Below are 23308 nucleotides of genomic sequence, written 5' to 3'. Positions count from 1 at the left end.
GTGACGAGCGGCAGCACCGTCTGGCGCCAGAAGGCGCGATTGGCTTCGGAGTAATTGGCGAAAGTATTGTCGCCCGGCAGGCCCAGCAGCAGCGGCGGCACGCCGAAGGCGAGCGCGATCTCGCGCGCGGCGTTCGCCTTCGATTCCGCGAAGTCCATGTCTTTCGGCGAGAGCGACAGCGCGCGCCAGTCGAGTCCGCCTTCGAGCAGCAGCGGGCGGCCGGCGTTGTCGGCGCCCGAGAAGTTTTCCTCCAGTTCCTGCTTGAGGCGGGTGAATTGTTCGTCGGAGAGATGCGCGCCGTCGGGGCCGGAATAGACCAGCGCGCCGGAGGGGCGGGCGGAATTGTCGAGCAGCGCCTTGTTCCAGAAGCTCGCGGCGTTATGGGTGTCGAGCGCCACCTGCGCGGCGGCGAGCGGCGCGAAGCCGTAATAATCGTCGAGCGGATGAAACAGGCGAATATGCAGGATCGGCTCGACGCCCTCGCCCTGCATGTCGTAACGGATTTCGTCGCCCTGCGCGCGATAGATGAAGGCGGCGGGCCAGCCGTTGCGGCCGGGTTCGACGCGCATCCGGTCGGGCCGCAGCGCGTAGAGTTCGCGCAATTGCCCGTCGAGCAGAACGGACTCGATATAGGCGTTTCCGTAAAGCAGCAGATTGGCGCAAATCGCCTCGATAAAGGAAACGCTCGTGTCCAGCGGGTTGGGACGCTCGACCAGGGAGAGCAGCGGATGGTCGGGAATTTCCTCGCGGCCTTCGTAAACCAACCAGGGCACGGAGGCGGCGGCCTCGGCCACCATGCGCACGCAGCGATGACCGACCGCGTTGCGCTCATAGCCTTCGCGCGTCATGGCGGCGCTGTTGCGCGAGGTCCAGCGCGGCTGGCCGATGGCGTGCATGGCGAGGAGTTTCGCCGCGCGCGAATATTTCACTTCGCGCGACGGCGCCGCCGCGCCGAAGAGGCGCGAGAAAAGAGATGTCATGAGAGAGCCCGGAAAGAGAAGAGGCGAGGAAAGCAGGCGGACTTACATGCGCCGCATGCGCGGCTCGGGCGCTTTCGGCGTCAGCGCCAGCGCGGCGATCGCCCAGACGAGCGCGTCGAGACGATCGGGGGAGCGGCCGGAGGAAAGGCCATCGAGGCCGAAGTCGCACATTTCGTCTTCGAGCGCCGGAAAGGCGCCGACATGTTTCACGCGCCCCTGTTCATAGAGTTGCGCGACGGGCGCGGCGCGCAGATATTTGCCGCGTGTGGCGCGAACCATGGTGACGGGCGCGGCGGGATCGGCTTCATTCAGCACGGCGCGCACCATTTCGCCGCCCTGATTAACTTCAGCGACGAGGGCGTCCGCCGAGAGCCTGTGATAGAGCGCGATCGCCGCGCGCGCCCATTGCGCCGGACGCGCGGCGGAGAGCGTCGCGTCCTCGAGCACATGGACGCATCCCGAGGCGTCGGCGCCGCAGGCGACGATGCCGCAATTGTCGGCGCGCTTGCCGGAGCTTGCCGGCGGGTCGATTGCGACGACGATGCGCGACAGGGGCGGCGCCTCCTTCACGCGCAGGCTTTCGATCATCCCGCGCGTCCACAAGGCGTCCTTGCGCTCCTCGACCATTTCTCCATCCAGCTCCTGCCGGCCGAGCCGCGTTCCGGCATATTGCGCAATCATGGCTTCGAGAAAGGAGGGCGCCAGATTGGCCGCGTTTTCTCGGGTCAACGCGCGTGTGAGAGCCGTCGCCGGATGGGCGAGCAGCTCCTTGAGCAGAGGCGTCGGGCGGGGCGTCGTGGTCACGAGCTGTCGCGGCCAGTCGCCGAGACGCAGGCCAAATTGCAGCATGTCCCATGTCTCCCTGGCGTAGCGCCATTTGGCGAGTTCGTCGCACCAGGCGGCGTCGAATTGCGGGCCGCGCAGGCTTTCGGGGTCTTCGGCCGAAAAGGCTTGCGCCATGGCGCCGGAGTCCCAAAGCAGCCGGCGGCGCGAGCTTTCCCAGCGCGGCCGCTCGCGGCGGCCATGCACCGAGAGGACGCCGGAGACGCCCTCGATCATCACGTCCCGCACGTCGGCGGCGGTTTCGCCGATGAGGGCGATGCGGCCGACCGGCCGCGCGGCGAATTGGGAGCGCCCCGTGGCGAGGCCCTTCACCCATTCGGCGCCGGCGCGTGTCTTGCCCGCGCCGCGTCCGCCCAGAATGAGCCAGATGCGCCAGGGCTCGCCGCTGGCGGCGAGATGGGGCGGCCATTGATCCTTGCGCGCGACGAACTCCCAGTCGGCGAGAAGCCGTGACAGTTCGCGCGCGGAGAATGGCTCGAGCGCCTCATTCAGCCGGCCTGTCGCCGCGCAGTCGTTCAAGCCGTCGAGCAAGCTCCGCGCGGAGTTCGGCCAATTCGCGGGGCGGCTCGCGGCTCTCGTCGTTGGCGTCGTCATCGTCGCGCGTGGCGTCCTCCCTGAAATCGGCGTCGCGCCGCAGGCGTTTGAGTTCGGCGAGCGCCTTCACGAGCGTCGCCAGCGCGCGGGCGCTGCTTTCGATCGTCTTCGGCGCGTGTTTTTCCAGCGCCGTTTCGGCGCGGGCGAATTCCCGCTCGACGGCGTCTTCGAGCCGCGCAATGAGGCGGCCATGGTCGGGTGTGGCGCGCGGCGCCGGGGGAGGAGCCGACGCCGCTTCCGGCGGATCAGCCTTGCGGGGGCAGGCGGAGGCGCGCAGCGGCCAGTCGTTGGCTTCCCGGAACCGTCGGAACCGTCCGGCGGTCATGGCGAGCAGCGCGAGAATTTCGGTGATCGGCGCCCCGGCGTCATAGAGCAGGCGCGCCTGTTCGATCTTTTGCCGCGAGGGCGGCGATGTCTTTTTCTGCATGACAGCTCGCATCCCCTCCGGTTGCGGAAGAGGCTGGCCCCAAAAGGGCGGCGCGCCGCCGTCTCTCGCGGGGAGAGGCGGAAGCGCGCCAAGGGGGGAGGTGAGGAGAAGCAGCCCCACCGCGCCGCTCGGGCGCAATAGTGGAGCATGTGCTTGTTCTAGCCCGGCAGCGTCACGCTGTCAAGAATAAAATCCTATAATATGGAAAATAGTCCTGTCGGTCGCCTTCCCGGCCGGCTCGCGAGGAGTCGCCGGACCCCCTCAATATCGCGCCTTCCTCGGCCAGCGTTTCGGCCAGGCGCGGATGAACTCCGGCGTATCCTCGTCGTCCACCTCTTCCTCGGTCGCCTCGACTTTCCCCCGCACGGAGACGTCGGCGCGGTGGACGCTGTCGGGATCGCCGGAGATCAGCGGGTGCCAGGGGGGCAGGGGTTTGCCCTCGTTGCGCAGCACATAGGCGCAGGTGGGCGGCAGCCAGGGGATGGTCTGCAATTTCGTCAGCGTCAGCCGGATGCAGTCCGGCACATGGTCGCGACGGTTCTTGTAGTCGCCGCACTGGCAGCTCTCCTGATCGAGCAGCTTGCAGGCGATGCTCGTGTGGTGGATCGCCCCGGTGTCCTCGTCCTCGAGCTTGACCAGGCAGCAGCGTCCGCAGCCGTCGCAGAGTTTTTCCCATTGCGCCCGGGTCAGCTCCGAGAGCGGCTTTTCCCAAAAGGGCGCCGTCGCGCCGCTTTCGCCTTTTTTACCAGCCATTTTTGTCCCACACGCCTGTCCCGCCGGCCGGCGGAAACCATATCGGCAATGCGCGGCTCGCGGGGCGTCGTCAAGTTGGTTTATATGGTGCTAAACTTGCGGGCCGGGCGTTCGTCCGGCGGCCGGGGAGTTCACAAGCCTTGTTCGAGCGTTTCTGGTCCTCGCCATTCGTCAAGCGCATCAGGCGCATTCTGCTGTCAACCGACGCGCTCATCGATTCGAGCCTGTTCGACAGCGGCCGGCGCTCGCGCGAGATGTACGAGAATTTCTCCGCCTTCATGGCGCGGTTCCATGTCTCGGGCTTCTCCCGTGTCGCTGTGGAGCTGTCCTGCGAGGCGCTGACGCTCGGGCTCGGCGGCCTGATCGTCATGGTCGCGCTGGCGGGTTCGGCCTTCCAGATGACCAGCGAAGGCGACTGGCTCAAGCAGAGCGACCTCGCCGTCACCTTCCTCGACCGCTACGGGAACGAGGTCGGCCAGCGCGGCATCAAGCATGACGACTCCGTGCCGCTCGAGGAATATCCGGACTATCTCGTCAAGGCGGTGCTCGCGACCGAGGATCGCCGCTTTTACGAGCATTTCGGCATCGACGTCATCGGCACGTTGCGGGCGCTCACCGTCAATGCGCGGTCATCCGGCGTCGTGCAGGGCGGCTCCTCCATCACGCAGCAGCTCGCCAAGAATCTGTTCCTGTCGAACGAGCGCACCATCACGCGCAAGATCAACGAGGCGTTTCTGGCGCTGTGGCTGGAGCATCATCTCACCAAGCGCGAGATCCTCCAGCTCTACCTCGACCGTGTCTACATGGGCGGCGGGGCCTTCGGCATCCAGGCGGCGGCCGAATTCTATTTCGGCAAGTCGGTCAAGGACGTCACCCTCGCGGAAGCCGCCATGCTCGCGGGTCTCTTCAAGGCGCCGACCAAATACGCCCCGCACAACAATCTCCCGGCCGCCCGCGCCCGCGCCAATGACGTGCTCAATAATCTGGTCGACGCGGGCTTCATGAGCGAGAGCCAGATCATCGCCGCGCAGCGCAGCCCGGCGACGCCGGTGGATCGCCAGCGCGACGACAGTCCCGACTGGTTCCTCGATTACGCCTATGGCGAAATCCGCAAGCTGACGGCGAGCGGCAAGCTGGGCGACAATCGCGTGCTGACCGTGCGCACCTCGCTCGACTCCAATGTGCAGAAGCATACCGAGGAGGTGATCGAGCGGAACCTGCGGGAGCAGGGCCGCGCCTATCACGTCAAGCAGTCGGCGATGGTGGTGATGGAGCCGGACGGCGCCGTGCGCGCCATCGTCGGCGGGCGCGATTACGGCGCGAGCCAGTTCAACCGCGCCACCGACGGCTCGCGCCAGCCGGGCTCGTCCTTCAAGCCCTATGTCTATCTGACGGCGTTGATGACCGGCAAATTCAAGCCGACGACCATCGTCACCGACCGGCCCACCTGCATCGGCAATTACTGCGTCCACAATTACAGCGGCGGCTACGCCGGCTCGCTGCCGCTCGCCATGGCGCTCGCGAAATCGCTCAACACCGTGGCGATCCAGTTGTCGATCGCCATCGGCAACGGCAATGCGCGCGAGGGCCGCGCCAAGATCATCGAGACCTGTCGCAAGCTCGGCATCTCCACCCCGCTCGAGGACACGCCGTCTTTGCCCATCGGCCAGAGCGACGTGATCCTGCTCGAACATTCCGCCGCCTATTCCTCCTTCGTGAATGGCGGCAAGCGCACCATTCCCTATGCGGCGGTGGAAATCCGCAACCGGCAGGGCGATCTTCTCTATCGCCACGACCGCGACGCGCCGCCCCAGAAGCAGGTGTTGCCGCTCGACAAGGTCGTTGATCTCGCGACCATGATGAAGAAGGTCGTGGAGGAGGGCACCGCCCGCCGCGCCATTCTCGGCGAGGGCATCGACGTCATCGGCAAGACCGGCACCACCAACGGTTACAAGGACGCCTGGTTCTGCGGCTACAGCGGCACGATGGGCGGCTGCGTCTGGTATGGCAACGACGACAATGAGCCCATGAACAACATGACGGGCGGCACATTGCCGGCGGGCACCTGGCACGACGTCATGGCCTATGCGCATCAGGGCGTTCCGCTGAAGCCCATCGTCGGACTGAAGCCCGAGGCGAAGCCGGAGGTCGCCGCCGCGAACGCCGGGGCGGTGAAGACGCTGGAGCTCGGCGGACCGCAGCGTCCGGCGACGCTCACAAAGGGCGCCGTGCAGGCGCTGGAATCGATCGAGAAGAAGGCCAGGGCCGCCGGCGGCGGCAAGCAGAGCATGCTCGCGCCCGCGACCGTCGCGGAATCGCGCGGAAGCGGCGTCCCCGCCGTTGGAGCCGTGCAATGAGGGGATTCGACGCGTGACGCGCCCTTACGCAAAATATCTTCGCGCGGGCGGCGCCATGCTGGGCGGCTTGGGGCTTGGTCTGCTGGCCACGCTGATCCTGCTGAATTCCGGCTATGGCTTCAATCCATTGCGGGCCGGTCCCTGGACGGCGTGGCCCAGCATCGGCGGCCCCAACGCCGATCCTTATGCGCGCGCCGTGCTGGCCCGCTCCGGCGAGGCGCCGCTGGGGCGCGATCAGGGACTCGTCTTCCTGGCGACGGCGGACTCCGCGGGCGAGACGCTCGACGGCGCCTGCGAATACGCCATCGTCGATCCGATTCCGGCCGCGCGGTACTGGACGCTTTCCATGGCGGCGCCGGATGGCCGCCTGATCGACAATCCCACCGGCCGCTTCGGTTTTTCGTCCGTCGACGTGCTGCGGCGCGAGGGCGGGGCGTTCACCATCTCCGTTGCGCGCAACGCCCGCGCCGGCAATTGGCTCTCGCCGGGCGAGGCGCGCAGATTCGTCCTGTTGCTGCGTCTCTACGACACGCCGCTCGACACCGACGAGCGGCCCGATCCGAACGGCTTTCCAAAGATTGTGAAAATCCAGTGCGCCTGACCCTTCCGGACCGTTTCTTCGATTATCTGCCCTGGGCGGCGACGACGCTGCTGATCGCCGGAATCGTGCATGTCGTGTCGGTGCTGCTCATGCCGGCGGTGGCGCCGCGCACGGCTTACGCGCGGGTCTTGCAGGTGGTCGGCGACCAGCCGAGCGGGAGGTTCGTCATGTTGCCCCCGGCGGCGCCGGGCGCCGAGCCCCTGCCGTTCGAGGACCCCGCCTTCGCCGAGGGCGTTTGCGTCTACGATCTCTCGAAAGGTTTGCTGCGCGTCGCCATGCCGGCTGACGGCGAGGATTTTCTGGCGCTGTCCTTTCACTCCGGCGGCGGCCGCCTCTATCACGCCGTCACCGACCGCGCGGCGATCAAGGGCAAGATCGACATCGTCATCGGCGACGAAAAGCAGATGGACGCGCTTCAGAGCGCCTCCGACGAAGCGCCGCCGCAGGAAGTTCGTCTCACCTCGCCGACCAAGCGCGGCTTTGTGCTGGTCCGCGCTTTCGCCAAGCGCACGACGGATCAGGCGCGCGCCCGGGAGCGGTTGGCGTCGGTGAACTGCGCGCGCTTCGATCCGCCGAAGGATTGACCGGTTCCGCGAGGAACCAGCGGATTGGCCTCGGGTTTCATGGCGGGGCGCGGAGCAAGGCCATGAGACTCGCAATCGCTGCAAGCGTTCTGCTCGCCCTCACGCTGCAATCGGCCGCCCAGCAGGCGGTCACGCCGCCCGCCGCCACGACGCAGCCGCCCGCCGCCGGGCAGGGCGCGCGCATGAGCGCCCTGCAATTCGCGCAGCAGGCATGGAACGTCAACAGTTTCGAAATTCAGTCCGGCCGCGTCGTCGAGCCCAAGGTCAAAGATCATGTGGTCCACGATTACGCAATGGCCATCCAGCGCGATCATGGGCGGATGAGCGACGAGCTGGCCGCGATCGCCGGGCGTGAGGATCTCGAATTGCCCACCACGCTGGACGCCGACCATGCCAAAAAGCTTCAGGAGCTGACCTCCGCCAGCGGCCAGCAAATGGAGCGCACCTTCCGCGACCAGCAGGTCGAGGGGCATTAAGCGGCGATCCGGCTGTTCCAGACCTACGCCAATAACGGCGACCTTGCGGAGTTGAAGAGCTGGGCGAAGAAGTCGCTCGCCACGCTGCAACAGCATCTCGACCGCGCGCAGGCGCTGCGAGAGCCGCCCGGCATGATGTAGGCCGCCGGCAGCGCTTCAGCTTTCGCCTGGGAGTTCTGGAATCGGCAGGATCTCTATGCCATCTTCGAGGAGCGCCTTCGCCTCCTCGAAGGTGGCGCGGCCGCGGATCGGACGCCGCGTCGCGTCGCCCTCCTCGATCGCGCGGGCCTCCTCCGGGAAGCGCTCGCCGACGTCTTCGGTCCCTGCGACGACATTGTCGCGCAGTTGGCGGATCATGCTCCGCAGCTTCGTGGCCTCGTCCTCGCCTCCGCCGCGCGCGACGTGAGGCGCCATCACCGCCCTCGTAACATTCGTCGACGAACAGAAGGGGCAGGACACGAGACGCTGTGACGATTGCCCTTCGAAGGCGGCGCTGTCGCGGAACCAGCCGTCGAAATCGTGTCCCGCGTCGCAGACGAGGGCGTAATGGATCATTGTCAGGCTCCCGTCGTGGCGAGCAGCGGATCGAGGCCGCCTTCGCCGTCGAGCGCATAAAGATCGTCACAGCCGCCGATGTGCCGGCCGTCGATGAAAATCTGCGGCACGGTCGACCGGCCGCCGGCGCGGGCCGTCATGGCGCGGCGTCCCTCCGGATCGCCCGCCACGCTGATCTCCTCGAAGGCCGCGCCCTTCTGGGCCAGCAGCGTCTTGGCGGCGATGCAATAAGGGCAGGTCGGGGTCGTGTAGATTTCCACTCGCGCCATTGACGTCTCGACTGGATGGCAAGTTGTTGCGCCGCTTATACCCCTGTCGTCATCCGCTTGTCACGGCCCGGGCGAACACGAGCAGATCGACCTGCGTCGCCCCTGCCTTGAGAAGGGCGCGGGCGGCGGCGTTGGCCGTGGCGCCCGTCGTCAGCACGTCGTCGATGAGGACCACGCGCCGCCCCTCGAGCAGGCTCGCGCGCGCCGGATCGACCCGGAACGCGCCCGAGAGATTGGCCGCGCGCTGGGCGCGGGACAGGCCCACCTGAGGCGCCGTGGCCTTGACGCGCATGAGCGCCAGCGTCTCCACCGGCGCGCCGCACGCCCGGGAGATGACATAGGCAAGCTCCGCGGACTGATTGAAGCGGCGGGCGGTCAGCCGCAGCCTGTGCAGGGGGATGGGGACGAGGCGGTCGGCGTCGGCCAGAAGATCCGCGCCGGCGCGCGCCATCCACCGGCCCATCGGACCGGCCAGCTCCATCCGGTCGTGATATTTCAGCCGGTGGGCGAGCGAGCGCGCCTTGTCGCTGTCATAGCGGGCAACCGCGCGGGCGCGGGCGAAGACCGGCGGATGGGCGGCCGCCTCGGGGGAGATCAGCCCGGGCTGATTCAGATCGCGTTCGAAAGGCGTTCCCAGCCCTTTTTTATCCCGCCGTCCTATCCCGTCAGATGTCCGTCTCGGCCTTGTTGCTTATGCGAATTCATGGGTTTAAATTCCGTCAGGCTACCGTCACGGTTTGTCCAATGGGCGGCAATTTGTTGCGATGGTGTTGCGATGGCTTCGAAGGGCGGCGGCGGTAGAACCGTCGCAACAAAGGCAATCACCCAGAGATACCTGGAGTCGCTCAAACCTGCGGCCGAGCCGTTCAAGGTGAAGGATTCGACAACCCGTGGCCTCTCATTCCGCGTCGCGGAGGATGGGGCCATTACCGCTTATGTGGCATTTAGGGTCAAAGGCAGCAAAGCGGGCGTCTCGGGGCCGATCGGCACTTTCCGCTATGGGGATGGCCGGGATGGCAAAAGCCTCCAGGCGCTGCGCGACCGCGCCCATGAGGTTGGAATGGCGGCGCGCGCCGGGCGCAATCTCCTCAAAGACGAGATCGCAGACAGGGTAGAATCTGAAAGTGCCCTGACCGTCGGGGCCTTGATCGACAAATACACGGCGGCGCGTCTTCGCGGGCGGCTCCGCACCGGCGAGGAAACGGCGCGCCGGCTCCGGCGCGCCCTTGAGCCTATCCTCGGACAGAAGATCGAGGATACCCGGAAACGCGATTACGGCGAGATGCTTGACGACGTCGCTGACAGCGGGCGCCGGCGGGAGGCACAACAGCGCCGGCAGGCGATTGGGACCATGTTTAAGTGGGCGCTCGCAAAGGATTTAATCGACGCAGATCCTACGGCCGGCCTCCCGACATACGACCCAGGGACGCCACGCGATCGGACCCTTTCATCCGCAGAGATACGGGAGCTGGTCGCTTGGCTCGACAAGCAGACATCCGGAACACATCCGGTCGTCTTGAAACTGCAACTCCTGCTCGGCGCGCGCGTCGGGGAGATCGCCGGAATGTGCTCCGACGAAATCGAAGCAGACGGGTCACTCTGGATATTGCCGGCGGCGCGCTCGAAAAATGGCCAGCCGCGTGCCACGCCACTCGTCGGAACGGCGCGCGACATAATCGCAAATCGGCTAGAAGTTTTTCGAGGTCCATTATTCCTAAGCGAACGCGGTGGACCGCTCAATACGGTCGCCGTAGCAAGCTGGCTGCGCCTAAAGCAAAAACATATCCACATTGCCCATTTCAGCTCGCATGATTTGCGCCGCACGTTTGCCTCTCAGCTTGACGAAATGGGCGTCTCCCGAGATGTCATCGGCGCCTTGATCGGGCACGAGAGTGGCGACAAAGGCGGGACGGTTTTGCGTCGCCATTATCTAAAAAGTGACATGCTTGATAGGAAGCAGATCGCCCTCCAGGCATGGGATTCGAAGCTCAAAGAAATTTGCGGGGAGGCGCCACAAGGACAAGGAGTCGTTCCCTTCCGTGTGCCTGGAGGCGCGAGCAAATGAGGCAAGGCAAGCGCGGTCCGCGCAAGGGCGACGGCGGCAGGCCGAGGGCGAGGCTTGTAAGTGATGATGACAGGTTTGCCGTCGCTCTCGTGTTCTGGATGACCAAACAGGGCGAAGAAATCGACGCGGCGCTCGTGAAGTTTTGCGACATGCTGACGAGCGACAGGAACGTCAAATCCGAAGCGGAGATCGTGAGGCGCGGCCGCAAAAGGCTTTCCCTTTCGAACACGGCCGGGAACGACCAGAGCAGCGAAGAAGTCTGGCGCACGCGCGCACTTGCTCCTGACGGTTTGCGGCAATGGCGCGGGCGCCTCGCGATAATCGAGCGAAAGGCGTCGCAGTCGCGTGACCAGGCGGACACTTTTTGGCTGGCGCAAAGTTACGTTGGGCTTCAAGGGATTGTGAGCCCGGATGCGTCGGATCACAGAATAGGCCGTCTCGCGCTTAGTTATCTCGGCTGGCCGAAACACCTTGTCGAGAGGCTCGCGGGATATCTGGCGAGCCGACCCGCATTTGAGCATGGCGCAATTCGAACGGGCGATCGGATCACGTCCCTTACCGTCGCCAGTTGCTCCCCCGATTCCGTCTTGCGAGTCGAAGACGCCTTCAGGATATCGTCTCGCACAAGTATCTGATTCTAAACAGTAAGAAGGCAATACTTTTGCTGCACTGACGCCACTTCCGTCAGTAGCCATGATCCTCCCGTCACGCGCCGAGTGGCGCAGATGGGAGAACCCATGAACCCGTTGAAAATTCCCAACCGTGAGGCCGCCCCGGTCCTCATGACGATTGACGAGGCGCGTTCCGCGCTCCGCATCGGCAAGCAGCAGTTCGCGGATATGCGCCGACTGGGGCTGATTGAGACTGTCAGTTTTGGCCGCAGCGTGCGCGTTGTCGCCGCGAGCGTCCATACGCTTCCCGAGCGCCTTTCCTCCAAGAACGGCGGGAAGGCGGCCTGATCCTATGACCCCCAAAAAGATGAACCCGGCCTCGCGGGCGGCGGGCCGGGCTCGGGACTGCTCTTCTCGCGCAACGGAAGGCACTCACGAGATAACCGAAAGCCTCCCAGAATTCCACAAATTTTGCGCCGCACGTCTAGCGCGCTGGCGCGATGCCACCCCGGTCCGCCTCTCTCATGAGGAGGGCCGCGCATGAAATCCATCCTCGGAATCGACATCGGAGCGCGCGGCGGCGTCGCCATCCTTTCCCCCACGGGCGAGCTGATCGATATTGCCGACATGCCGACACTCGCCGACGGCCCGGCCGGCCGCAAGGCAGTGAACGCGCCTCTCCTGGCGAGCATCCTTTGGAAATCTCACGCAGGCGCCGCCTTCGTTGAATTCGTCGGCGCGCGGCCAGGTGAGGGACCCGTTGGCGCTTTTGCGTTCGGCCGCGCCCGCGGCGTGATTGAGGGTGCTCTCGGCGCGGCGGGCATCCCGGCTACGTTCCTCACGCCGCAGACGTGGAAGCGCGCCGTGGGTATTCCCCCTGGCCGGGACGGCACCAAGGACGCCGCGCGCGCAGAAGCCATCCGCCGCTGGCCGCATAAAGCCGACCTCTTCGCCCGCGTCAAAGACGACGGCCGCGCCGAGGCGGCGCTGATCGCCGTCGCTGGCCTCCTCCGGATTGGTGCCATTACGGGAGGCGAAGATGGACACTGATCTCCCGTTCACAGGCGTCCCCAATGGCCCGCCGATAGACCCGCGCACGCTCGGCCTCGGCCTGCTCAACCAGATTGAACTGGAATATCTTGCGTGCGCGCCGATAGTGTGCGTTGAGCGTGCGTGGTCTGCGCTATACCGCCTCGGCGTGCGCGGGCGCGCCGTCAACGGCCGCGACCATCTCGACGCGCTCGCCGCCGAGCCCGTCGTTTTCTTCCCTGGCGCGCGGTTCGAGCTCGCGAAGTTCGTTCCAGGAAACCCGTCGACGCCCGCCGCGATCATCCCAGCGCGGGACGAATTTGCCGACGTCGTGGATATCGCGGCGTGGGGCCTCGAACGGGGCGAGCTCGCGCTCTGGCGCGGTGCAGTGCCGGCACTCGGCCTGGAAAACGTCGCGCGCCCTCAGATCGACGGACCGCTCATTGCCCATGAAAGCGTTCTCTCCTGGCTGCGCGCCGACCGCGAAGGTGTTTTCATAATCGACGCCGCGCGCGCCGCGCGCTGGCTCGATGGCGTGACGCTTGGCGTCATGGATCACGAATTCGGGAGGCGTTTGCGCGAGGAATTGACGGTCACCCCCCAGATCGTGGCGCCGAGGGAAAAACGCAGGAGGGCCGCATGACAGACTGGGCCCCTCTTGACGACAACCCTCCGCAGTCGAAGTCGCGCCCCGCCAGCGACAGGCGATTTCGGATCGAGCAGTGGTCTGAAATTGCCTTCGATGGGCGCGAAGAGTGGGCCATCAAGCGCGTTCTCCCGCGTGTTGGGCTCGCGGCGATCTTCGGAAAGCCAGGCAGCTTCAAAAGCTTCATCGTCTCCCACATCGGCTTGTCGATAGCACTCGGCTGGGATTGGGCGGGGCGGCGCGTGCACCAAGCGCCAGTGGTCATCATCGCGGCAGAGGCGGCGGCTGGGCTGCGGAAACGCAAGGCCGGATTTCAGATCGCGCACCCCAACCTTCCCGACGATGTTCCTTTCATGATGATCCCCACAGCGCCGAACCTAGGCGCCGAGAAGGGCGACCTTGCGGCCCTCGTCTCGGCCATAGACGCAGCGCGCGTAGCCCCGGGCCTACTCGTCTTGGACACGCTCGCCGCGACGCTCGGCGGAAACGACGAAAACGGCGCGGGGATGACCGCGTTCGTCGCGAATGCCGGCGCGCTAGCTGAGCGCTTCAACTGTCTCGTGCTTGTGGTGCACCATACTGGCCTTGGTGATGATCGCCGGATGCGTGGCCACTCATCGCTCTTGGGCGCCCTCGACGCAGCGATCCTGTGCGAACGGGTTGAAGGCGATATCGCAGCAACTCTCACCCTCGCCAAGCTCAAAGATGATACGTCAGACGTGAAGCTGATCGCCCGGCTGGACCGCATAGTGATTGGCCATGACGAGGACGGCGACGAGATATCGACTCTCGTTGTCGACAGCGTTGAAGATGCGACCGACGCCGCGCCAAAGGCCCGCGCACCCGTCGTTCCGCCGTCGCAGCGACTTTTTATGGAAGTCACATCGCAGGCGATCGACGAACTTGGCGAGACCTTCCGGCCCTTCCCAACCGGACCGCTGGTAAGGGCTGTCTCCGATGAGATTGTTAGGGAACGCTATTACACGCGCATCGCGGAGAAGCCGAAGGAAGGCGACACCGCCAAGAAGCTTGCCGATCGGCAGAGGCAAGCCTTCAACTCAGCAATCAAGAAGAACCTGGACGCCAAAAGACTGGTAGCCGGGGAGCGGAACGGGGGGCGCGTCCTGTGGCTGCCCTGACCCTGCGTGAGCGTGAGATGCGTGAGGGTTCTTATAGAACCCCTTCACGCTCGCTCACGGTCTTCTCCCGCCTTGGGCGCGTGACATTTCGTGAGATTTCACGGTTTCTCACGCTCGCTCACGCACCCAATAGCGGAATGCCTGGAGTGGCGCGCCGATGACCTGTGACCCCCGCCTCGCCGAGGCCATCGCCGCCCTCCCGCCAGCAGACGCCGATGTCGCCGCCGCAATCGCAATCATCCATGCCGCGGCGACGGAGATGGGCGACGCCCGCCGCGAAATCCTCCGCGACGCGATCGACGCCGCCCTGCGCGCGGCTCGTGCAAAGAGGCTTGATCGCCGAGACGCCCTGATCCAGGAACTGCTCGAAACACGTTTCGGCCACGGCGCGCTTAGCGGGCGCTGCAAACGCCTGGCTGAGGCGTGGATTGAGCACGTCGCCCGCCGCACTGACGATCCGGAATTTCGGAATCTCACAGTGCTGAACAACGGCAAGACGATCGGCCATGTGCAACTGAAAAACATCGCGGAGGGCCATCGTGACCAAACATATTAAGTCGCAGGGCTTGAACTTAATAAGCCGGCCCTGCCATGCTTGGCGTAAATCAGCGGAGGCCCGATGAAAGCCATCGAATTCACCGAAAACACGCAAGTCTGGCCCTGCCTTTACGCAGCCGGAGAGATTGCCTCGTTTGAGGACAGTGTCGCGGACCGTCTGGTCAAAAGTGGCCGCGCGAAATTCAACAAGACTCTGCTCAATCGCGTCGCTGAGATGGTCGCGCCGAAGAAAGCCGCGGCGACTGGCGTCGGAAAAGAGGACAAGTAACCATGGGATTCTTCGATTTTTTGAAGGGTGCAGACAACGCCGAGACGGCTGAGGCTCGTATTGCGGCGATCGCTGAGGATCTCCAGTCGGTCGAGAGCGAGCGTGTCCGCCTTCACGGCGAGCTTGCTACGCATTCTGCTCGCAGGAAGGGCATGCTCGTCGACCCCTCTGTTTCGGAAGAGACCCTCATCAAGGCGGACATGGCGGCCGAGCGCCATCACGCCAGGTTGGAGCGCCTCGATGAACTCGAGCGCCTCTTGCAGTCCCGCCTCCAGGCGGCGGAGAAGGAAGTCGCCGAGCGTGCAATGAGGGTGGCTTTTGATGAGAGACACACGGCTGCTTCCGCCTTTCACGCGGCGATGGGGAGTGCGGTCGACGCCCTCGAAAAGCTGAAAAACGCGCACGAAAGTTTCGACGCCGCCGCACGACGGGCCGGGCATTCGCCTAACCATTTCCACGACGGAAACCCGTTCGTCGTCAGCGAAGAGTTCATCGCTGATTTCGGCCGCCGGCTGGCGTCTGCGCGCCAACACGAGGACGCCAGGCGCGTGCGGATTGATGGGGGCGAACAATGAACCTATGTAGGCGGGGCGCCGAGGTCCGTGCGTCTTCGTTCAATGAAGTCGACAACACGGTCGATCTCGTTTGGACGACTGGAGCGATCGTGCGGCGTCAGTCATGGATTGATGGGCCCTATGACGAGGAGCTTGTCGTCAACTCGAAGTCAGTCCGCCTGGACAGGCTGAACGCTGGCGCGCCGTTCTTGAATACGCATGCCAACTGGTCGCTGGAGGACGTGATTGGCAGCGTTGTGCCCGGCTCCGCCCGCATCGAGAAAGGTCAAGGGATCGCGACTATCAAGCTCTCAACCGCTCCGCGCGACGCTGACAACGTCGCAAAGATACGCGACGGCATCATTCGCAATATCAGCGTCGGCTATCTGACCCACGCCATTGAAAAGATCGCGCGCGGCAAGGGCCAGGTGCCGCTCTGGCGCGTGATCGATTGGGAGCCACACGAAATTTCCGCGGTTCCGATACCCGCAGATACGGGTGCCCAGATTCGTAGCGCGGACTATTCCTACCGATCGGCACCGCAGACCGCCGCCGACATGATCCGCGAAGCGATGGCCACCCGCGAGGCCGAGCAGGAAGCAATCATCGACCGGCTGCTCGCCAACGCTGGGGGTGCGCATGATTGACCCCGTGCATACGATCGCCATTCATGAAGCGGCACATGCGGCCGTCGCCTTCGCGCTTGGCCGCGCTGATAGCGACGTCATCGTGCAGTGCCGATTTACTGACGGGTTGCATCTCTCTGGTTACGTGGGAGAATTTCGAGCCGAACGCGCTGTTTCTGTCGACGATATTGAAGTCATCAGCGTTGGCAGCCCCGAGACATGGGCAAAGCCAGACAAAGGCGATTACCTGCTCTTTTTGCCGAAGGCGATCATCGCGGCAGCAGGACCAATTGCTCAAATGATGATTGGCGCCGGCGACCATGGCCGTGAAGGAGACGACCGGATAATCGCAAACATGGCCTCCCTCACCCACTACGCAACTGGCAGAAATCCTGAAGCTTGGACCCGCCTCGTGCATAGGACGACGCGTCAAGTTCTCCGCGTTCCTCTCGTGTGGCGCTCCGTCGAGCATCTCGCCGACGCGCTCAAGCGCGGTCTGCGGCTCGAGATGATGAGGGCTGAATACGATGGTCGCCAGTTCGTCGAGTACTGCGTCCCTTCCGCTGAATCCGAGCACCTGCTCTGCGAAGGCGGAGGGCGGCGGGGGCTTTTCAAGATTGGCGATGCATAGGAACGCGCGCTGTCCCTTCGGCGGAGACGTGCGCGGGGCGGGCGGGGCGAGCAACGACACCCCGCCCGCCGACCATCGGGAGGGCGAGGAGGGTCAGGAGTGGCCACCCCCCGGCTCGGGTCCTTCCAAAGGGGCCCCCCCCTCGTTGCGGCACGCAGCCCCCCGTGGTTCCGATCTACAAAAATTTTTATACGATCTAAAAGCGGAGAAACTACATGATCGTCGGCAAGCGTGAATTCTCTGAAAAACTTGGGATTTCACCTGGAAGGGTGAGCCAATACATTTCGGCTGGCATGCCACAGCGCGCGGACGGGCAATTAGACTTCGAAAGCGCGGCTAAATGGATCGCTTCCAATATCGACGGCAAAGCCGGCGAGGCGGCGCACGCAATTTTACGGGAGCTGCGCGGTAAGGCGTCGTCGCGCGGAGCGAAGGACGATCCAGACAACCCGGTTGTTGCAGGATCGAGGATCGCGCTCGCTTCGATGTTTGTCTTTGTGCCGAATGTCGCCGCGCGGGCCGCGAAGAACGCGGGCGTTGACGAAGAGACGGTCGAAAAAATCCGTCGGTTTGCTTTTGAGGAAGGACTCGCTGCGGCGAACGTTGTCAACGACACGCTACTCGGCCTGCCACCGCGTGACCTTTGGCCTGACTATGAAACATGCGTGAAATTCGGCGTGACGGAGTAACTGCAGGCCCATGCGCACCACGCCCTGCCGCCTGACTGTCTCAATCGAGCACGTGGGCAAGGGCGGCTTGCTCGCCGTCGCGTCGGCTGAAATCGAGATTGGGCGCATTCCCCTCCGCCTTCACGGCCTCGAGGTGAGAAGAGAGCTGACCGGCCGGCTGCGCGTCGACGTTCCCGCCTATTCGCACGGCGGCGTCGCTCGCCCCGTGCTGGAATTGCCCGACGATCTTATGGCCGCTCTCGGTAGAGAGATTGCGGCGCTAGTGTAAGTTAGTGAAATCGCGCAGCAGGCGGCGGCGGTCGCGCGGCGGAAGGAGATTTATGAGGAGCTTCACCCGGAGACGGGGCATGGTGGCGATCGCGGGAACCAATTTACAGGCGGTAAAAGGCAAACCGACAATTTGTCGTTTTGACAATCAACCGCCGAAGCCACCGGCAAGGACCGCCTGACCATTGGGCGCGCCGCTGCACAGGATTTAGCGATCATGCTCGTCAGTGCGATCACAAAATCTTGAGTTTTCGATTTCTATTTGCCTTACCTCAAGAATGCCGAGGAGACGGACGATTTCATCAGGTAACTGCTCAAGTAGCGTGCTCTCTAAGCGATCTGCAATCACCTTCGCGAGCTGATGCAGTTGTCGGATTTCGTCTATGGCTCGTTGCTCCGCTGATTGAAGATATTCTAGCACGCAATTGACTCCCGCCCACGATGCCGTGGCGCTTAAGACTCTTGATCGAGAGATAAGGCTATGAAAGCCGGAATAGGAGGCGGTCGCAACTTTCTTGCCACCACACTTTCCTTCCTAGTCTCTGCGGTTGAACCCGTCGTCGAGACCTAGTTGCGCGCTCATAAGGGCGCCAGCTCTGCCGAGCAAGCTTTGCGGCACAGCGGTCAAGTGTCGCAGTGGATGGACGCACATTGCTCTTGGCAAGGTCCCGCGCGCGCGCCGAAGCGTCCAGCCTCCGCCGCGCCGCCTGAATTTGAGCACAGGCGAGCTGGCGGCCCTTTTTTGGAGCCCTGGGCCGTAAGCCCCAAAGCGGTCACGGGCTTGTCAGCCTGATTGAGCGCGATAGCTTCCTGAGAGCGTGGCGTTACTGGAAGTCCCGCTGCGCCGCCCGTTTTTATGGCTAACAGGCGTGGCTGGCGGCGGGGGGCCGGGGACGAACAGCTCTGGCCGCCAGCTTAAATCGGGCTCCGCGCCTTTAATTTGTCCCGATGAAGATAGCGGAAGGCTGGCGACTCCTGAAAGAGCCGGAGCCGCCAGCCCTCGCCTGCGTGTCTCAAGCCAGGCGACGCGGATGCTTTGGCGTGAAGCAGCCGCGCGGTCGACACTTATATCCCCTCAGTCAGACGGCGATTGTGGTTTTCCACGATGGTGGAATCCACAGCTATCTATGCAGTGGGATTTTCATAAACTTGAGGTGCGCGGCGGCGGTAGCCGCCCGCTGCGCCAATAAGAGACCATGAAGCTTCTGCCTGGCGCCCCGACAGTCCGCGTTGGGGCCTCGGGCTTTCTTCGTGTAATTCCTTTGCCCATGCCGGTGGGGCGGAACGAAAGCCTCAATCCGGCGGTTATTCCGGCGTCCAAAGCTTTCTGACCTAGCCCGGCCCAGCGCCGGGCTTTTTCTTGAGCCGCTCGCCGGACTATCTGACGTAGTCGCTGGTTTACGGCACTGTGATAGCGTCCGCGCGGCCGCCGCGGGTCTCGAAGGACGAATCCAACGAAGCCGCCGCGCTGTGCTAATCGGCAGTAAAGTCGTCGCTGACCCGGTTGCGGGCGCTCGATCGCAGGAACATCTCGACCAGAGAAACGAGCTTCTCTTCGTCGCTTTCGCCTTTGAGGCCGCGCCGGCACCTATCAAACTCGATGCGTGCTCCCGGCGAGAGCTTTTCGAGCAGCGAAGGCAGCACAGGAACGCCGATGGCCTCGTCGAGGCGTCGTCTAAGCTCGGCATTCTCAGCCTCAAGCTCGTCGAGCTGCGCCCGAAGCGCAATACTTGCTTGAATAAGCAATGCCCTCAGCTTCGGGCCGTAACGCCGCTTGCGCCCGGGCTGGGTTTTATCGATCACGTTCTAACCCTTAGTCTCGGATTTCACTGGTCGAATTACAACTGAACGTTGGTTTTGACTACGGATCAGATTCCGAAAAAATGCTTGGGGACGGCAAGAGGCGCTCACCACATCTCGGCGGCGGTCGCGACCTTTTTTCCCCTAGGTGAGGAAGACGGCGCCGACCGCGAGATCACGCCGGCGGCTTCAGCTTGCCACGGCCGGTCAGGCCGAGGGCCCTGCGCACAGCGTGAGTATTTTTTCCCGAAATCACGAGCTCGCCGCTTTGGCGCATCTGCACAACGAGGCCGCCTTGCGCGCGAATGCGCCACCCATGGTCTAGTTGGCGGAATTCGATTTCCGCCTCCGAGATCCCCACGGACCGCAGCGTTTCGATGACTGTCTTGGGGCTTAGCGGCTCGGCCATAGCGTCATTGCCCGTCCGCCGAGCCGAGGTCGGGTGCTGGCTCCTGGACCGCCTTTAGCCGGACACCAGGCCCACCGTCTGCGCTTTCCCCAGCGTCGAGGAAGACCACGCCTGCGGCCTCGAGGGCGGCGACGATTGCGTGCACTGTAGCCAGATTGGCAGAGACGACGCCCTGCGTGCGTTCGAGGCGCTTGATCGTATCGACCGACACACCGGCCGTTTTTGCCAGGTCCGATTGCTCTAGCCTCACCATGGCGCGAGCCCCTCGCAACTGTTCCCCCGTGACGAGCAATTTACACCTATAGCTGTTTTGCGCCACTTAAGGGGTTGACAGCCAAACAGGGCGCTGATTACCTATAAGTGCAACATAGCAAACCAACACTCACTCGCCAACGCGGAAACCCCAGTTTCCGTGAACGGGAAAGCCATGCCCATGACCTGGAAAACAACCACCACCCTTATCGCCCTCGCCCCCTTCGCCACCTTGTGGCTCGCCTTCACGGCCGCCGAGACCGCCCGCGCCGTCGCCGCGATCAAGGGAGGGCGCCATGGCCGCTGAGACCCCCACAGGCGAGGCGCCGACCACATATTGCCTCGCGCTTCGCCAGCGCGACCGCCTCGCCGGCCTCGCGTATCTCGCCGAGCGGGCCCACAGCCACGAAGGCGCGTTCGGCGAGCACGGCGACGGGATCGTGCGCCTCTTGAACGACGCCGCGAACGCGGCCGCAGAGCTGTTCGAGCGCCTGCGGACGGAAAAGACGGGGGAGCGCCATGACTGAGTTATCCCGGCCGCCTCTCGACAAGGCATTCGTCGTCGACAGCCTGAAAACCGTGATGTCGAGGCTAAGAGCCGCGGAACTCTGCCTCTCTGGGCTGAAGCGCGAGCAAGCCATATCCGAGCATGACCACGAGGCGCTCGAGGGCGTCCTCTCGGCAGCGCATTGCGAAATCGGCGAGCTCTACCTCGCGCTCAGCAAGGAAGAGGAGGAAAGTCGCCGTGACTGAGCCCCTCTCCACCGTCGAGCTCGTCGACAGGCTGTCACAGCTCCAGCATCACGCCCGTGCCTTGGAGATGGCAATCAGTGGAAGCGCTTCGACAGAGCCCGGTGAACGGAAGGCGCTCAATCGACTGTCCGAGATGCTCGTCGACGCCATCATGGAGCTGCATGACCAAGTGGATGTGCAGCTCGGCGCTGAGCGGGAGGCGAACCAGTGACCCCAGCAACTCCTGCTTCCCGCTGTTTCGTTGAAGTGCCCAGCGGCACGCGTCAGCGGATCGAGGCGCTGATCGAGAACCTGATCGACCTTTGCGATCAACTCGACGGCGACGCTGACCTCGAGGACGGAGCCGACGAAGAGCCGGAGCCGCCGTAGCGGGGGGCCACCTTCCATCGCACTCACCGGCTCCCCGCACGCGGGAGGGCCTTTCCCGCTGGTCGGTTTACGACGGCAGCGGCGGGATGAATTTTGGCCCAACTGTGGGGCGTCTCCCAGGGCCAGAGGAGACCGAAAGGCGGAACCTCGGAGACCGACACAACGGCATGTGTCGCAAGTAGCCGCCGACCCGTGCGCGCCGCACGCAGCAGGGGGGCTCACGCGCAAGACGCGGACGCCATGGGCCCGCCCGGCGACATCGCCGGGGCTGGTCGACCTATGGCTCTCGCAACCGAAAGGGACAAGGTGATGATCCCCATAGATCCTGGAACAGAAAAACACGCGTGCGCGGCGCGTGCGCATGATGCGCGCACACGCGGAGACGCCCTGGAGGGGCTCGTCGCCATGGTCGAGCGGATGGCTGTCGAGAAACGCTCCGCCAGGCAGATCGTCGAGGCCGTGCGGGCCTACGCGGCCGACCGTCCTGCGGCCCCGCAGGCGGCGCTCGTCTGGATCGCCGCCGACAGCGACGCCGGGAGGGCATGGGCGGCGCACTGGCGCGAGACCAAAAGCAAGAGCCCGCCCATGGATTCGCGCGGGGGCTGGCGCTTCCCGTCGAGATGGCCGCCGGGCTTGTCGGAGGAGCCATGAGCACGAATTCTAAATCACGCAGCAACGGCGGAGGCGGCCGAGCTAAGGACAGCCTTATCCCCGAGGCTCGGCCGCCGCTACGTTCCCAGACAGCCCCAACCTACGATCGCGCCGCGATTATGACCGACGCCTGGCTCCGCTATCGGGACGGGCAGCGTCTGGGGCTCGGGTGGACGTTCGGGCGCTGCTTGTCGACGGCGTGGGCGGCGGCGAAGATGCGCCGCCCAAATGACCGGGGTCGAGGCGGAATAACGCCGCACTTGATCTTGGATCAAGAATTTGTTAACGTGTTCATATGATTTTAGGAGGCTGGGAATGCAGGCCACTGTTGCTGAGGAATTGTCGATTGAAACCGAGTGGCTCCGCGAATACGCGAGCGCCTATTTGCCATGTGAGGGCGGCTTCAAATTCACGCCCGAGATGTTTCGCCGTGAGGCGGTCTCGATTGTCGATATTCGCAACGTCTTCAGGCATGGGGTCGTTACGTATGCTGACAAACTTGATGAGCCAGGGGCGTTATGGATCGTCAGGGGCTACGACGGGGATGGGGGATATATCGTTGCCGAGATAGTGGTTGTCTCGGAGACTTACGATGTGGACGTGCGGAACGTGAAGAGAGTCCTATGAGGAGGCTAGAGATGAAGCAAGAACGAGAATGCGTTCCTGCTGCTCAGGCGCCATATTGCGTCGATACATTGGGGGCGCCATTCAAGGTTGTTCTACACAATGGAGTGACGTTCGGAATCAACGAGCAGACGGGAGAGCAGACCGTCTGCATCCAAGATACCGTTGGGTTGATAAATGCTGTGGTACGCTCACGCGTCCTGCACACGAGAAAACTATCTGGCGAGGAAATAAGATTTATCCGCAAGGCTGTCGGCGTAAAGGCAAAAGCGCTCGCGGAGTTTCTAGACCTAACGCCAGAGCATTTCTCTAGGTGTGAAAGCGGCGTTAAGGCACTCTCCGCACCCAGCGAGAAGCACTTCAGAATGGCTGCATATCTCGCATCCTTTTTGAAGGACCCGAGTGCGTTCTTTGAGCTAAGCGAGCCGGTGACACCGGCCAAGCCGTCAAAAAAAGCGGTTAAGGATGCAACCCAACTTTTCCGTTGGTTCCAGTCCCTGAAGATCGAGACCGTTTTTGATCCGAGCGAGGAACTAAGATTTGAATTCTCTCGGCGCTGTCATAATGGAGAGAAATCATGCGGGAACGACAACGAAGGGGATTGGCTCGGTGACGACTGTATAGCAGCCTAGCGTCACTGATTAAAAAGTAGAAAGCGCCCTGGCATCGCACCCCGGAGCCAGGGCGTTTCGTATGCCTGGACGATCATGACATCCAAGAGCGAAAAAGTTATGCAGACTGCGTCTTTGGTGCCTTCGCACCGTCCAGCAGATTGACCGCGACGTTTGGCTCGGCGGCCACGGCCTCGAGCAGGCGGGCAAGCATCCAATCCGGCGGGAGCGCGAGGGTCTTCGAGAGGTGCTCGACATCGCCCATCGTTTTCCGGGAGACCATTATCGGCGGCAGCACAACGTCAGCGGCCGTCTTC

Annotated in this window: 33 protein-coding genes and 2 pseudogenes; 22 read left to right on the top strand and 13 right to left on the bottom strand. The window is 63.9% G+C overall.

Annotated elements, in window-relative coordinates; translation table 11 throughout:
• The 4 genes from ACR652_RS15155 to ACR652_RS15140 form a co-directional block, all read right to left on the bottom strand.
• On the bottom strand, positions 1–980 hold a 980-nt coding region (locus ACR652_RS15155), incomplete at its 3' end, for a phage portal protein (RefSeq protein ID WP_434507313.1).
• Between the two features lie 42 nt (positions 981–1022).
• Complete coding sequence (locus tag ACR652_RS15150; protein ID WP_434507312.1) at positions 1023–2342, bottom strand: DNA-packaging protein; 1320 nt, start codon at positions 2340–2342, stop codon at positions 1023–1025.
• Positions 2308–2844 (bottom strand): hypothetical protein, encoded by a 537-nt coding sequence (locus ACR652_RS15145; protein WP_434507311.1) that lies wholly within the window; start codon positions 2842–2844, stop codon positions 2308–2310. The genes ACR652_RS15150 and ACR652_RS15145 overlap by 35 nt, the downstream gene beginning before the upstream one ends.
• 261 nt (positions 2845–3105) lie before the next feature.
• Positions 3106–3597, bottom strand: coding sequence for a YcgN family cysteine cluster protein (locus ACR652_RS15140; RefSeq protein WP_434507310.1), 492 nt, complete (start codon positions 3595–3597; stop codon positions 3106–3108).
• Between the two features lie 140 nt (positions 3598–3737).
• Here ACR652_RS15140 and ACR652_RS15135 point away from each other — a divergent pair, with 140 nt between their 5' ends.
• From ACR652_RS15135 to ACR652_RS15120, 4 genes and pseudogenes are all read left to right on the top strand, one after another.
• Positions 3738–5954, top strand: a complete 2217-nt coding sequence (locus ACR652_RS15135) for a transglycosylase domain-containing protein (RefSeq protein ID WP_434507309.1) — start codon at positions 3738–3740, stop codon at positions 5952–5954.
• A 13-nt stretch (positions 5955–5967) separates the two neighbouring features.
• Positions 5968–6555 carry a DUF1214 domain-containing protein gene (locus tag ACR652_RS15130; RefSeq protein WP_434507308.1) on the top strand — a complete coding sequence of 196 codons (588 nt, stop codon included), beginning with the start codon at positions 5968–5970 and terminating at the stop codon, positions 6553–6555.
• Positions 6546–7139 carry a DUF1254 domain-containing protein gene (locus ACR652_RS15125; RefSeq protein WP_434507307.1) on the top strand — a complete coding sequence of 198 codons (594 nt, stop codon included), beginning with the start codon at positions 6546–6548 and terminating at the stop codon, positions 7137–7139. Before ACR652_RS15130 ends, ACR652_RS15125 begins: the two co-directional genes overlap by 10 nt.
• Before the next feature lie 62 nt (positions 7140–7201).
• A pseudogene (locus ACR652_RS15120) lies at positions 7202–7756 on the top strand (DUF4142 domain-containing protein).
• Positions 7757–7771: 15 nt separating this feature from the next.
• On the opposite strand, the gene ACR652_RS15115 reads toward ACR652_RS15120, so the two are convergent.
• The 3 genes and pseudogenes from ACR652_RS15115 to ACR652_RS15105 all read right to left on the bottom strand — a co-directional run.
• Positions 7772–8170, bottom strand: a complete 399-nt coding sequence (locus ACR652_RS15115) for a DUF1178 family protein (RefSeq protein ID WP_434507306.1) — start codon at positions 8168–8170, stop codon at positions 7772–7774.
• A 2-nt stretch (positions 8171–8172) separates the two neighbouring features.
• Positions 8173–8439, bottom strand: a complete 267-nt coding sequence (grxC, locus tag ACR652_RS15110) for a glutaredoxin 3 (RefSeq protein WP_434507305.1) — start codon at positions 8437–8439, stop codon at positions 8173–8175.
• Positions 8440–8488: 49 nt separating this feature from the next.
• Positions 8489–9076: pseudogene (locus tag ACR652_RS15105) on the bottom strand (ComF family protein); the annotation flags it as partial.
• Between the two features lie 138 nt (positions 9077–9214).
• Here ACR652_RS15105 and ACR652_RS15100 point away from each other — a divergent pair.
• From ACR652_RS15100 to ACR652_RS15080, 5 genes are all read left to right on the top strand, one after another.
• Positions 9215–10504 (top strand): tyrosine-type recombinase/integrase, encoded by a 1290-nt coding sequence (locus ACR652_RS15100; protein ID WP_434507304.1) that lies wholly within the window; start codon positions 9215–9217, stop codon positions 10502–10504.
• A 737-nt stretch (positions 10505–11241) separates the two neighbouring features.
• Complete coding sequence (locus ACR652_RS15095) at positions 11242–11463, top strand: hypothetical protein (protein WP_434507303.1); 222 nt, start codon at positions 11242–11244, stop codon at positions 11461–11463.
• A 192-nt stretch (positions 11464–11655) separates the two neighbouring features.
• Positions 11656–12165 carry a hypothetical protein gene (locus tag ACR652_RS15090; RefSeq protein WP_434507302.1) on the top strand — a complete coding sequence of 170 codons (510 nt, stop codon included), beginning with the start codon at positions 11656–11658 and terminating at the stop codon, positions 12163–12165.
• Positions 12155–12787, top strand: coding sequence for a hypothetical protein (locus ACR652_RS15085; RefSeq protein ID WP_434507301.1), 633 nt, complete (start codon positions 12155–12157; stop codon positions 12785–12787). The genes ACR652_RS15090 and ACR652_RS15085 overlap by 11 nt, the downstream gene beginning before the upstream one ends.
• A complete protein-coding gene (locus tag ACR652_RS15080; protein ID WP_434507300.1) occupies positions 12784–13929 on the top strand; it encodes an AAA family ATPase in 1146 nt (381 codons plus the stop codon). Before ACR652_RS15085 ends, ACR652_RS15080 begins: the two co-directional genes overlap by 4 nt.
• Positions 13930–14047: 118 nt before the next feature.
• Here the strand turns inward: ACR652_RS15080 and ACR652_RS15075 are convergent, their stop codons facing one another.
• The gene (locus tag ACR652_RS15075; RefSeq protein ID WP_434507299.1) at positions 14048–14581 is read right to left on the bottom strand and encodes a hypothetical protein; all 534 of its coding nucleotides are present in this window, start codon (positions 14579–14581) and stop codon (positions 14048–14050) included.
• A 176-nt stretch (positions 14582–14757) separates the two neighbouring features.
• Here ACR652_RS15075 and ACR652_RS15070 point away from each other — a divergent pair, with 176 nt between their 5' ends.
• The 5 genes from ACR652_RS15070 to ACR652_RS15050 all read left to right on the top strand — a co-directional run bounded on the left by ACR652_RS15070 (position 14758) and on the right by ACR652_RS15050 (position 17523).
• Entirely contained in the window at positions 14758–15330 is a 573-nt protein-coding gene (locus ACR652_RS15070) for a hypothetical protein (protein WP_434507298.1), read from the top strand.
• On the top strand, positions 15327–15956 hold the full coding sequence (locus tag ACR652_RS15065) for an HK97 family phage prohead protease (RefSeq protein ID WP_434507297.1): 630 nt from the start codon (positions 15327–15329) through the stop codon (positions 15954–15956). The genes ACR652_RS15070 and ACR652_RS15065 overlap by 4 nt, the downstream gene beginning before the upstream one ends.
• Complete coding sequence (locus tag ACR652_RS15060) at positions 15949–16566, top strand: hypothetical protein (RefSeq protein WP_434507296.1); 618 nt, start codon at positions 15949–15951, stop codon at positions 16564–16566. The genes ACR652_RS15065 and ACR652_RS15060 overlap by 8 nt, the downstream gene beginning before the upstream one ends.
• 215 nt (positions 16567–16781) lie before the next feature.
• Positions 16782–17255 (top strand): hypothetical protein, encoded by a 474-nt coding sequence (locus tag ACR652_RS15055; RefSeq protein WP_434507295.1) that lies wholly within the window; start codon positions 16782–16784, stop codon positions 17253–17255.
• Positions 17256–17265: 10 nt separating this feature from the next.
• Complete coding sequence (locus ACR652_RS15050) at positions 17266–17523, top strand: hypothetical protein (RefSeq protein WP_434507294.1); 258 nt, start codon at positions 17266–17268, stop codon at positions 17521–17523.
• A 207-nt stretch (positions 17524–17730) separates the two neighbouring features.
• On the opposite strand, the gene ACR652_RS15045 is transcribed toward ACR652_RS15050, so the two are convergent.
• The 4 genes from ACR652_RS15045 to ACR652_RS15030 form a co-directional block, all read right to left on the bottom strand.
• Entirely contained in the window at positions 17731–17943 is a 213-nt protein-coding gene (locus ACR652_RS15045; RefSeq protein ID WP_434507293.1) for a hypothetical protein, read from the bottom strand.
• Positions 17944–18995: 1052 nt separating this feature from the next.
• On the bottom strand, positions 18996–19325 hold the full coding sequence (locus ACR652_RS15040) for a hypothetical protein (protein WP_434507292.1): 330 nt from the start codon (positions 19323–19325) through the stop codon (positions 18996–18998).
• 172 nt (positions 19326–19497) lie between these two features.
• A complete protein-coding gene (locus ACR652_RS15035) occupies positions 19498–19731 on the bottom strand; it encodes a hypothetical protein (RefSeq protein WP_434507291.1) in 234 nt (77 codons plus the stop codon).
• A gap of 4 nt (positions 19732–19735) precedes the next feature.
• Positions 19736–20050 carry a helix-turn-helix domain-containing protein gene (locus ACR652_RS15030; protein WP_434507290.1) on the bottom strand — a complete coding sequence of 105 codons (315 nt, stop codon included), beginning with the start codon at positions 20048–20050 and terminating at the stop codon, positions 19736–19738.
• A gap of 114 nt (positions 20051–20164) precedes the next feature.
• Here ACR652_RS15030 and ACR652_RS15025 point away from each other — a divergent pair, with 114 nt between their 5' ends.
• The 8 genes from ACR652_RS15025 to ACR652_RS14990 all read left to right on the top strand — a co-directional run bounded on the left by ACR652_RS15025 (position 20165) and on the right by ACR652_RS14990 (position 23012).
• Complete coding sequence (locus ACR652_RS15025) at positions 20165–20290, top strand: hypothetical protein (protein WP_434507289.1); 126 nt, start codon at positions 20165–20167, stop codon at positions 20288–20290.
• Positions 20280–20510, top strand: coding sequence for a hypothetical protein (locus ACR652_RS15020; RefSeq protein WP_434507288.1), 231 nt, complete (start codon positions 20280–20282; stop codon positions 20508–20510). Before ACR652_RS15025 ends, ACR652_RS15020 begins: the two co-directional genes overlap by 11 nt.
• Positions 20503–20736 carry a hypothetical protein gene (locus ACR652_RS15015; protein WP_434507287.1) on the top strand — a complete coding sequence of 78 codons (234 nt, stop codon included), beginning with the start codon at positions 20503–20505 and terminating at the stop codon, positions 20734–20736. The genes ACR652_RS15020 and ACR652_RS15015 overlap by 8 nt, the downstream gene beginning before the upstream one ends.
• A complete protein-coding gene (locus ACR652_RS15010) occupies positions 20729–20947 on the top strand; it encodes a hypothetical protein (RefSeq protein WP_434507286.1) in 219 nt (72 codons plus the stop codon). Before ACR652_RS15015 ends, ACR652_RS15010 begins: the two co-directional genes overlap by 8 nt.
• Positions 20944–21105, top strand: coding sequence for a hypothetical protein (locus ACR652_RS15005; protein ID WP_434507285.1), 162 nt, complete (start codon positions 20944–20946; stop codon positions 21103–21105). The genes ACR652_RS15010 and ACR652_RS15005 overlap by 4 nt, the downstream gene beginning before the upstream one ends.
• A 279-nt stretch (positions 21106–21384) precedes the next feature.
• Positions 21385–21756 carry a hypothetical protein gene (locus ACR652_RS15000; protein ID WP_434507284.1) on the top strand — a complete coding sequence of 124 codons (372 nt, stop codon included), beginning with the start codon at positions 21385–21387 and terminating at the stop codon, positions 21754–21756.
• A 315-nt stretch (positions 21757–22071) separates the two neighbouring features.
• Complete coding sequence (locus ACR652_RS14995; RefSeq protein ID WP_434507283.1) at positions 22072–22383, top strand: hypothetical protein; 312 nt, start codon at positions 22072–22074, stop codon at positions 22381–22383.
• Between the two features lie 11 nt (positions 22384–22394).
• Entirely contained in the window at positions 22395–23012 is a 618-nt protein-coding gene (locus ACR652_RS14990) for a hypothetical protein (RefSeq protein WP_434507282.1), read from the top strand.
• Positions 23013–23109: 97 nt separating this feature from the next.
• Here the strand turns inward: ACR652_RS14990 and ACR652_RS14985 are convergent.
• On the bottom strand, positions 23110–23308 hold a 199-nt coding region (locus ACR652_RS14985), incomplete at its 5' end, for a hypothetical protein (RefSeq protein ID WP_434507281.1).

Origin of the sequence: Methylocystis sp., assembly GCF_051061225.1 — a bacterium.
Classification (GTDB): domain Bacteria; phylum Pseudomonadota; class Alphaproteobacteria; order Rhizobiales; family Beijerinckiaceae; genus Methylocystis.
This window is presented reverse-complemented; position numbering and strand designations above follow the sequence as displayed.

What these genes read in the sequence shown, in the direction of transcription:
- ACR652_RS15145 (WP_434507311.1), bottom strand. Translation starts at nt 2,844, where the DNA reads ATGCAGAAAAAGACATCGCCGCCCTCGCGGCAAAAGATCGAACAGGCG.
- ACR652_RS15140 (WP_434507310.1), bottom strand. Translation starts at nt 3,597, where the DNA reads ATGGCTGGTAAAAAAGGCGAAAGCGGCGCGACGGCGCCCTTTTGGGAA.
- ACR652_RS15115 (WP_434507306.1), bottom strand. Translation starts at nt 8,170, where the DNA reads ATGATCCATTACGCCCTCGTCTGCGACGCGGGACACGATTTCGACGGC.
- grxC (WP_434507305.1), bottom strand. Translation starts at nt 8,439, where the DNA reads ATGGCGCGAGTGGAAATCTACACGACCCCGACCTGCCCTTATTGCATC.
- ACR652_RS15100 (WP_434507304.1), top strand. Translation starts at nt 9,215, where the DNA reads ATGGCTTCGAAGGGCGGCGGCGGTAGAACCGTCGCAACAAAGGCAATC.
- ACR652_RS15095 (WP_434507303.1), top strand. Translation starts at nt 11,242, where the DNA reads ATGAACCCGTTGAAAATTCCCAACCGTGAGGCCGCCCCGGTCCTCATG.
- ACR652_RS15090 (WP_434507302.1), top strand. Translation starts at nt 11,656, where the DNA reads ATGAAATCCATCCTCGGAATCGACATCGGAGCGCGCGGCGGCGTCGCC.
- ACR652_RS15085 (WP_434507301.1), top strand. Translation starts at nt 12,155, where the DNA reads ATGGACACTGATCTCCCGTTCACAGGCGTCCCCAATGGCCCGCCGATA.
- ACR652_RS15080 (WP_434507300.1), top strand. Translation starts at nt 12,784, where the DNA reads ATGACAGACTGGGCCCCTCTTGACGACAACCCTCCGCAGTCGAAGTCG.
- ACR652_RS15070 (WP_434507298.1), top strand. Translation starts at nt 14,758, where the DNA reads ATGGGATTCTTCGATTTTTTGAAGGGTGCAGACAACGCCGAGACGGCT.
- ACR652_RS15065 (WP_434507297.1), top strand. Translation starts at nt 15,327, where the DNA reads ATGAACCTATGTAGGCGGGGCGCCGAGGTCCGTGCGTCTTCGTTCAAT.
- ACR652_RS15060 (WP_434507296.1), top strand. Translation starts at nt 15,949, where the DNA reads ATGATTGACCCCGTGCATACGATCGCCATTCATGAAGCGGCACATGCG.
- ACR652_RS15055 (WP_434507295.1), top strand. Translation starts at nt 16,782, where the DNA reads ATGATCGTCGGCAAGCGTGAATTCTCTGAAAAACTTGGGATTTCACCT.
- ACR652_RS15050 (WP_434507294.1), top strand. Translation starts at nt 17,266, where the DNA reads ATGCGCACCACGCCCTGCCGCCTGACTGTCTCAATCGAGCACGTGGGC.
- ACR652_RS15035 (WP_434507291.1), bottom strand. Translation starts at nt 19,731, where the DNA reads ATGGCCGAGCCGCTAAGCCCCAAGACAGTCATCGAAACGCTGCGGTCC.
- ACR652_RS15025 (WP_434507289.1), top strand. Translation starts at nt 20,165, where the DNA reads ATGACCTGGAAAACAACCACCACCCTTATCGCCCTCGCCCCCTTCGCC.
- ACR652_RS15020 (WP_434507288.1), top strand. Translation starts at nt 20,280, where the DNA reads ATGGCCGCTGAGACCCCCACAGGCGAGGCGCCGACCACATATTGCCTC.
- ACR652_RS15015 (WP_434507287.1), top strand. Translation starts at nt 20,503, where the DNA reads ATGACTGAGTTATCCCGGCCGCCTCTCGACAAGGCATTCGTCGTCGAC.
- ACR652_RS15000 (WP_434507284.1), top strand. Translation starts at nt 21,385, where the DNA reads ATGGCTCTCGCAACCGAAAGGGACAAGGTGATGATCCCCATAGATCCT.
- ACR652_RS14995 (WP_434507283.1), top strand. Translation starts at nt 22,072, where the DNA reads ATGCAGGCCACTGTTGCTGAGGAATTGTCGATTGAAACCGAGTGGCTC.
- ACR652_RS14990 (WP_434507282.1), top strand. Translation starts at nt 22,395, where the DNA reads ATGAAGCAAGAACGAGAATGCGTTCCTGCTGCTCAGGCGCCATATTGC.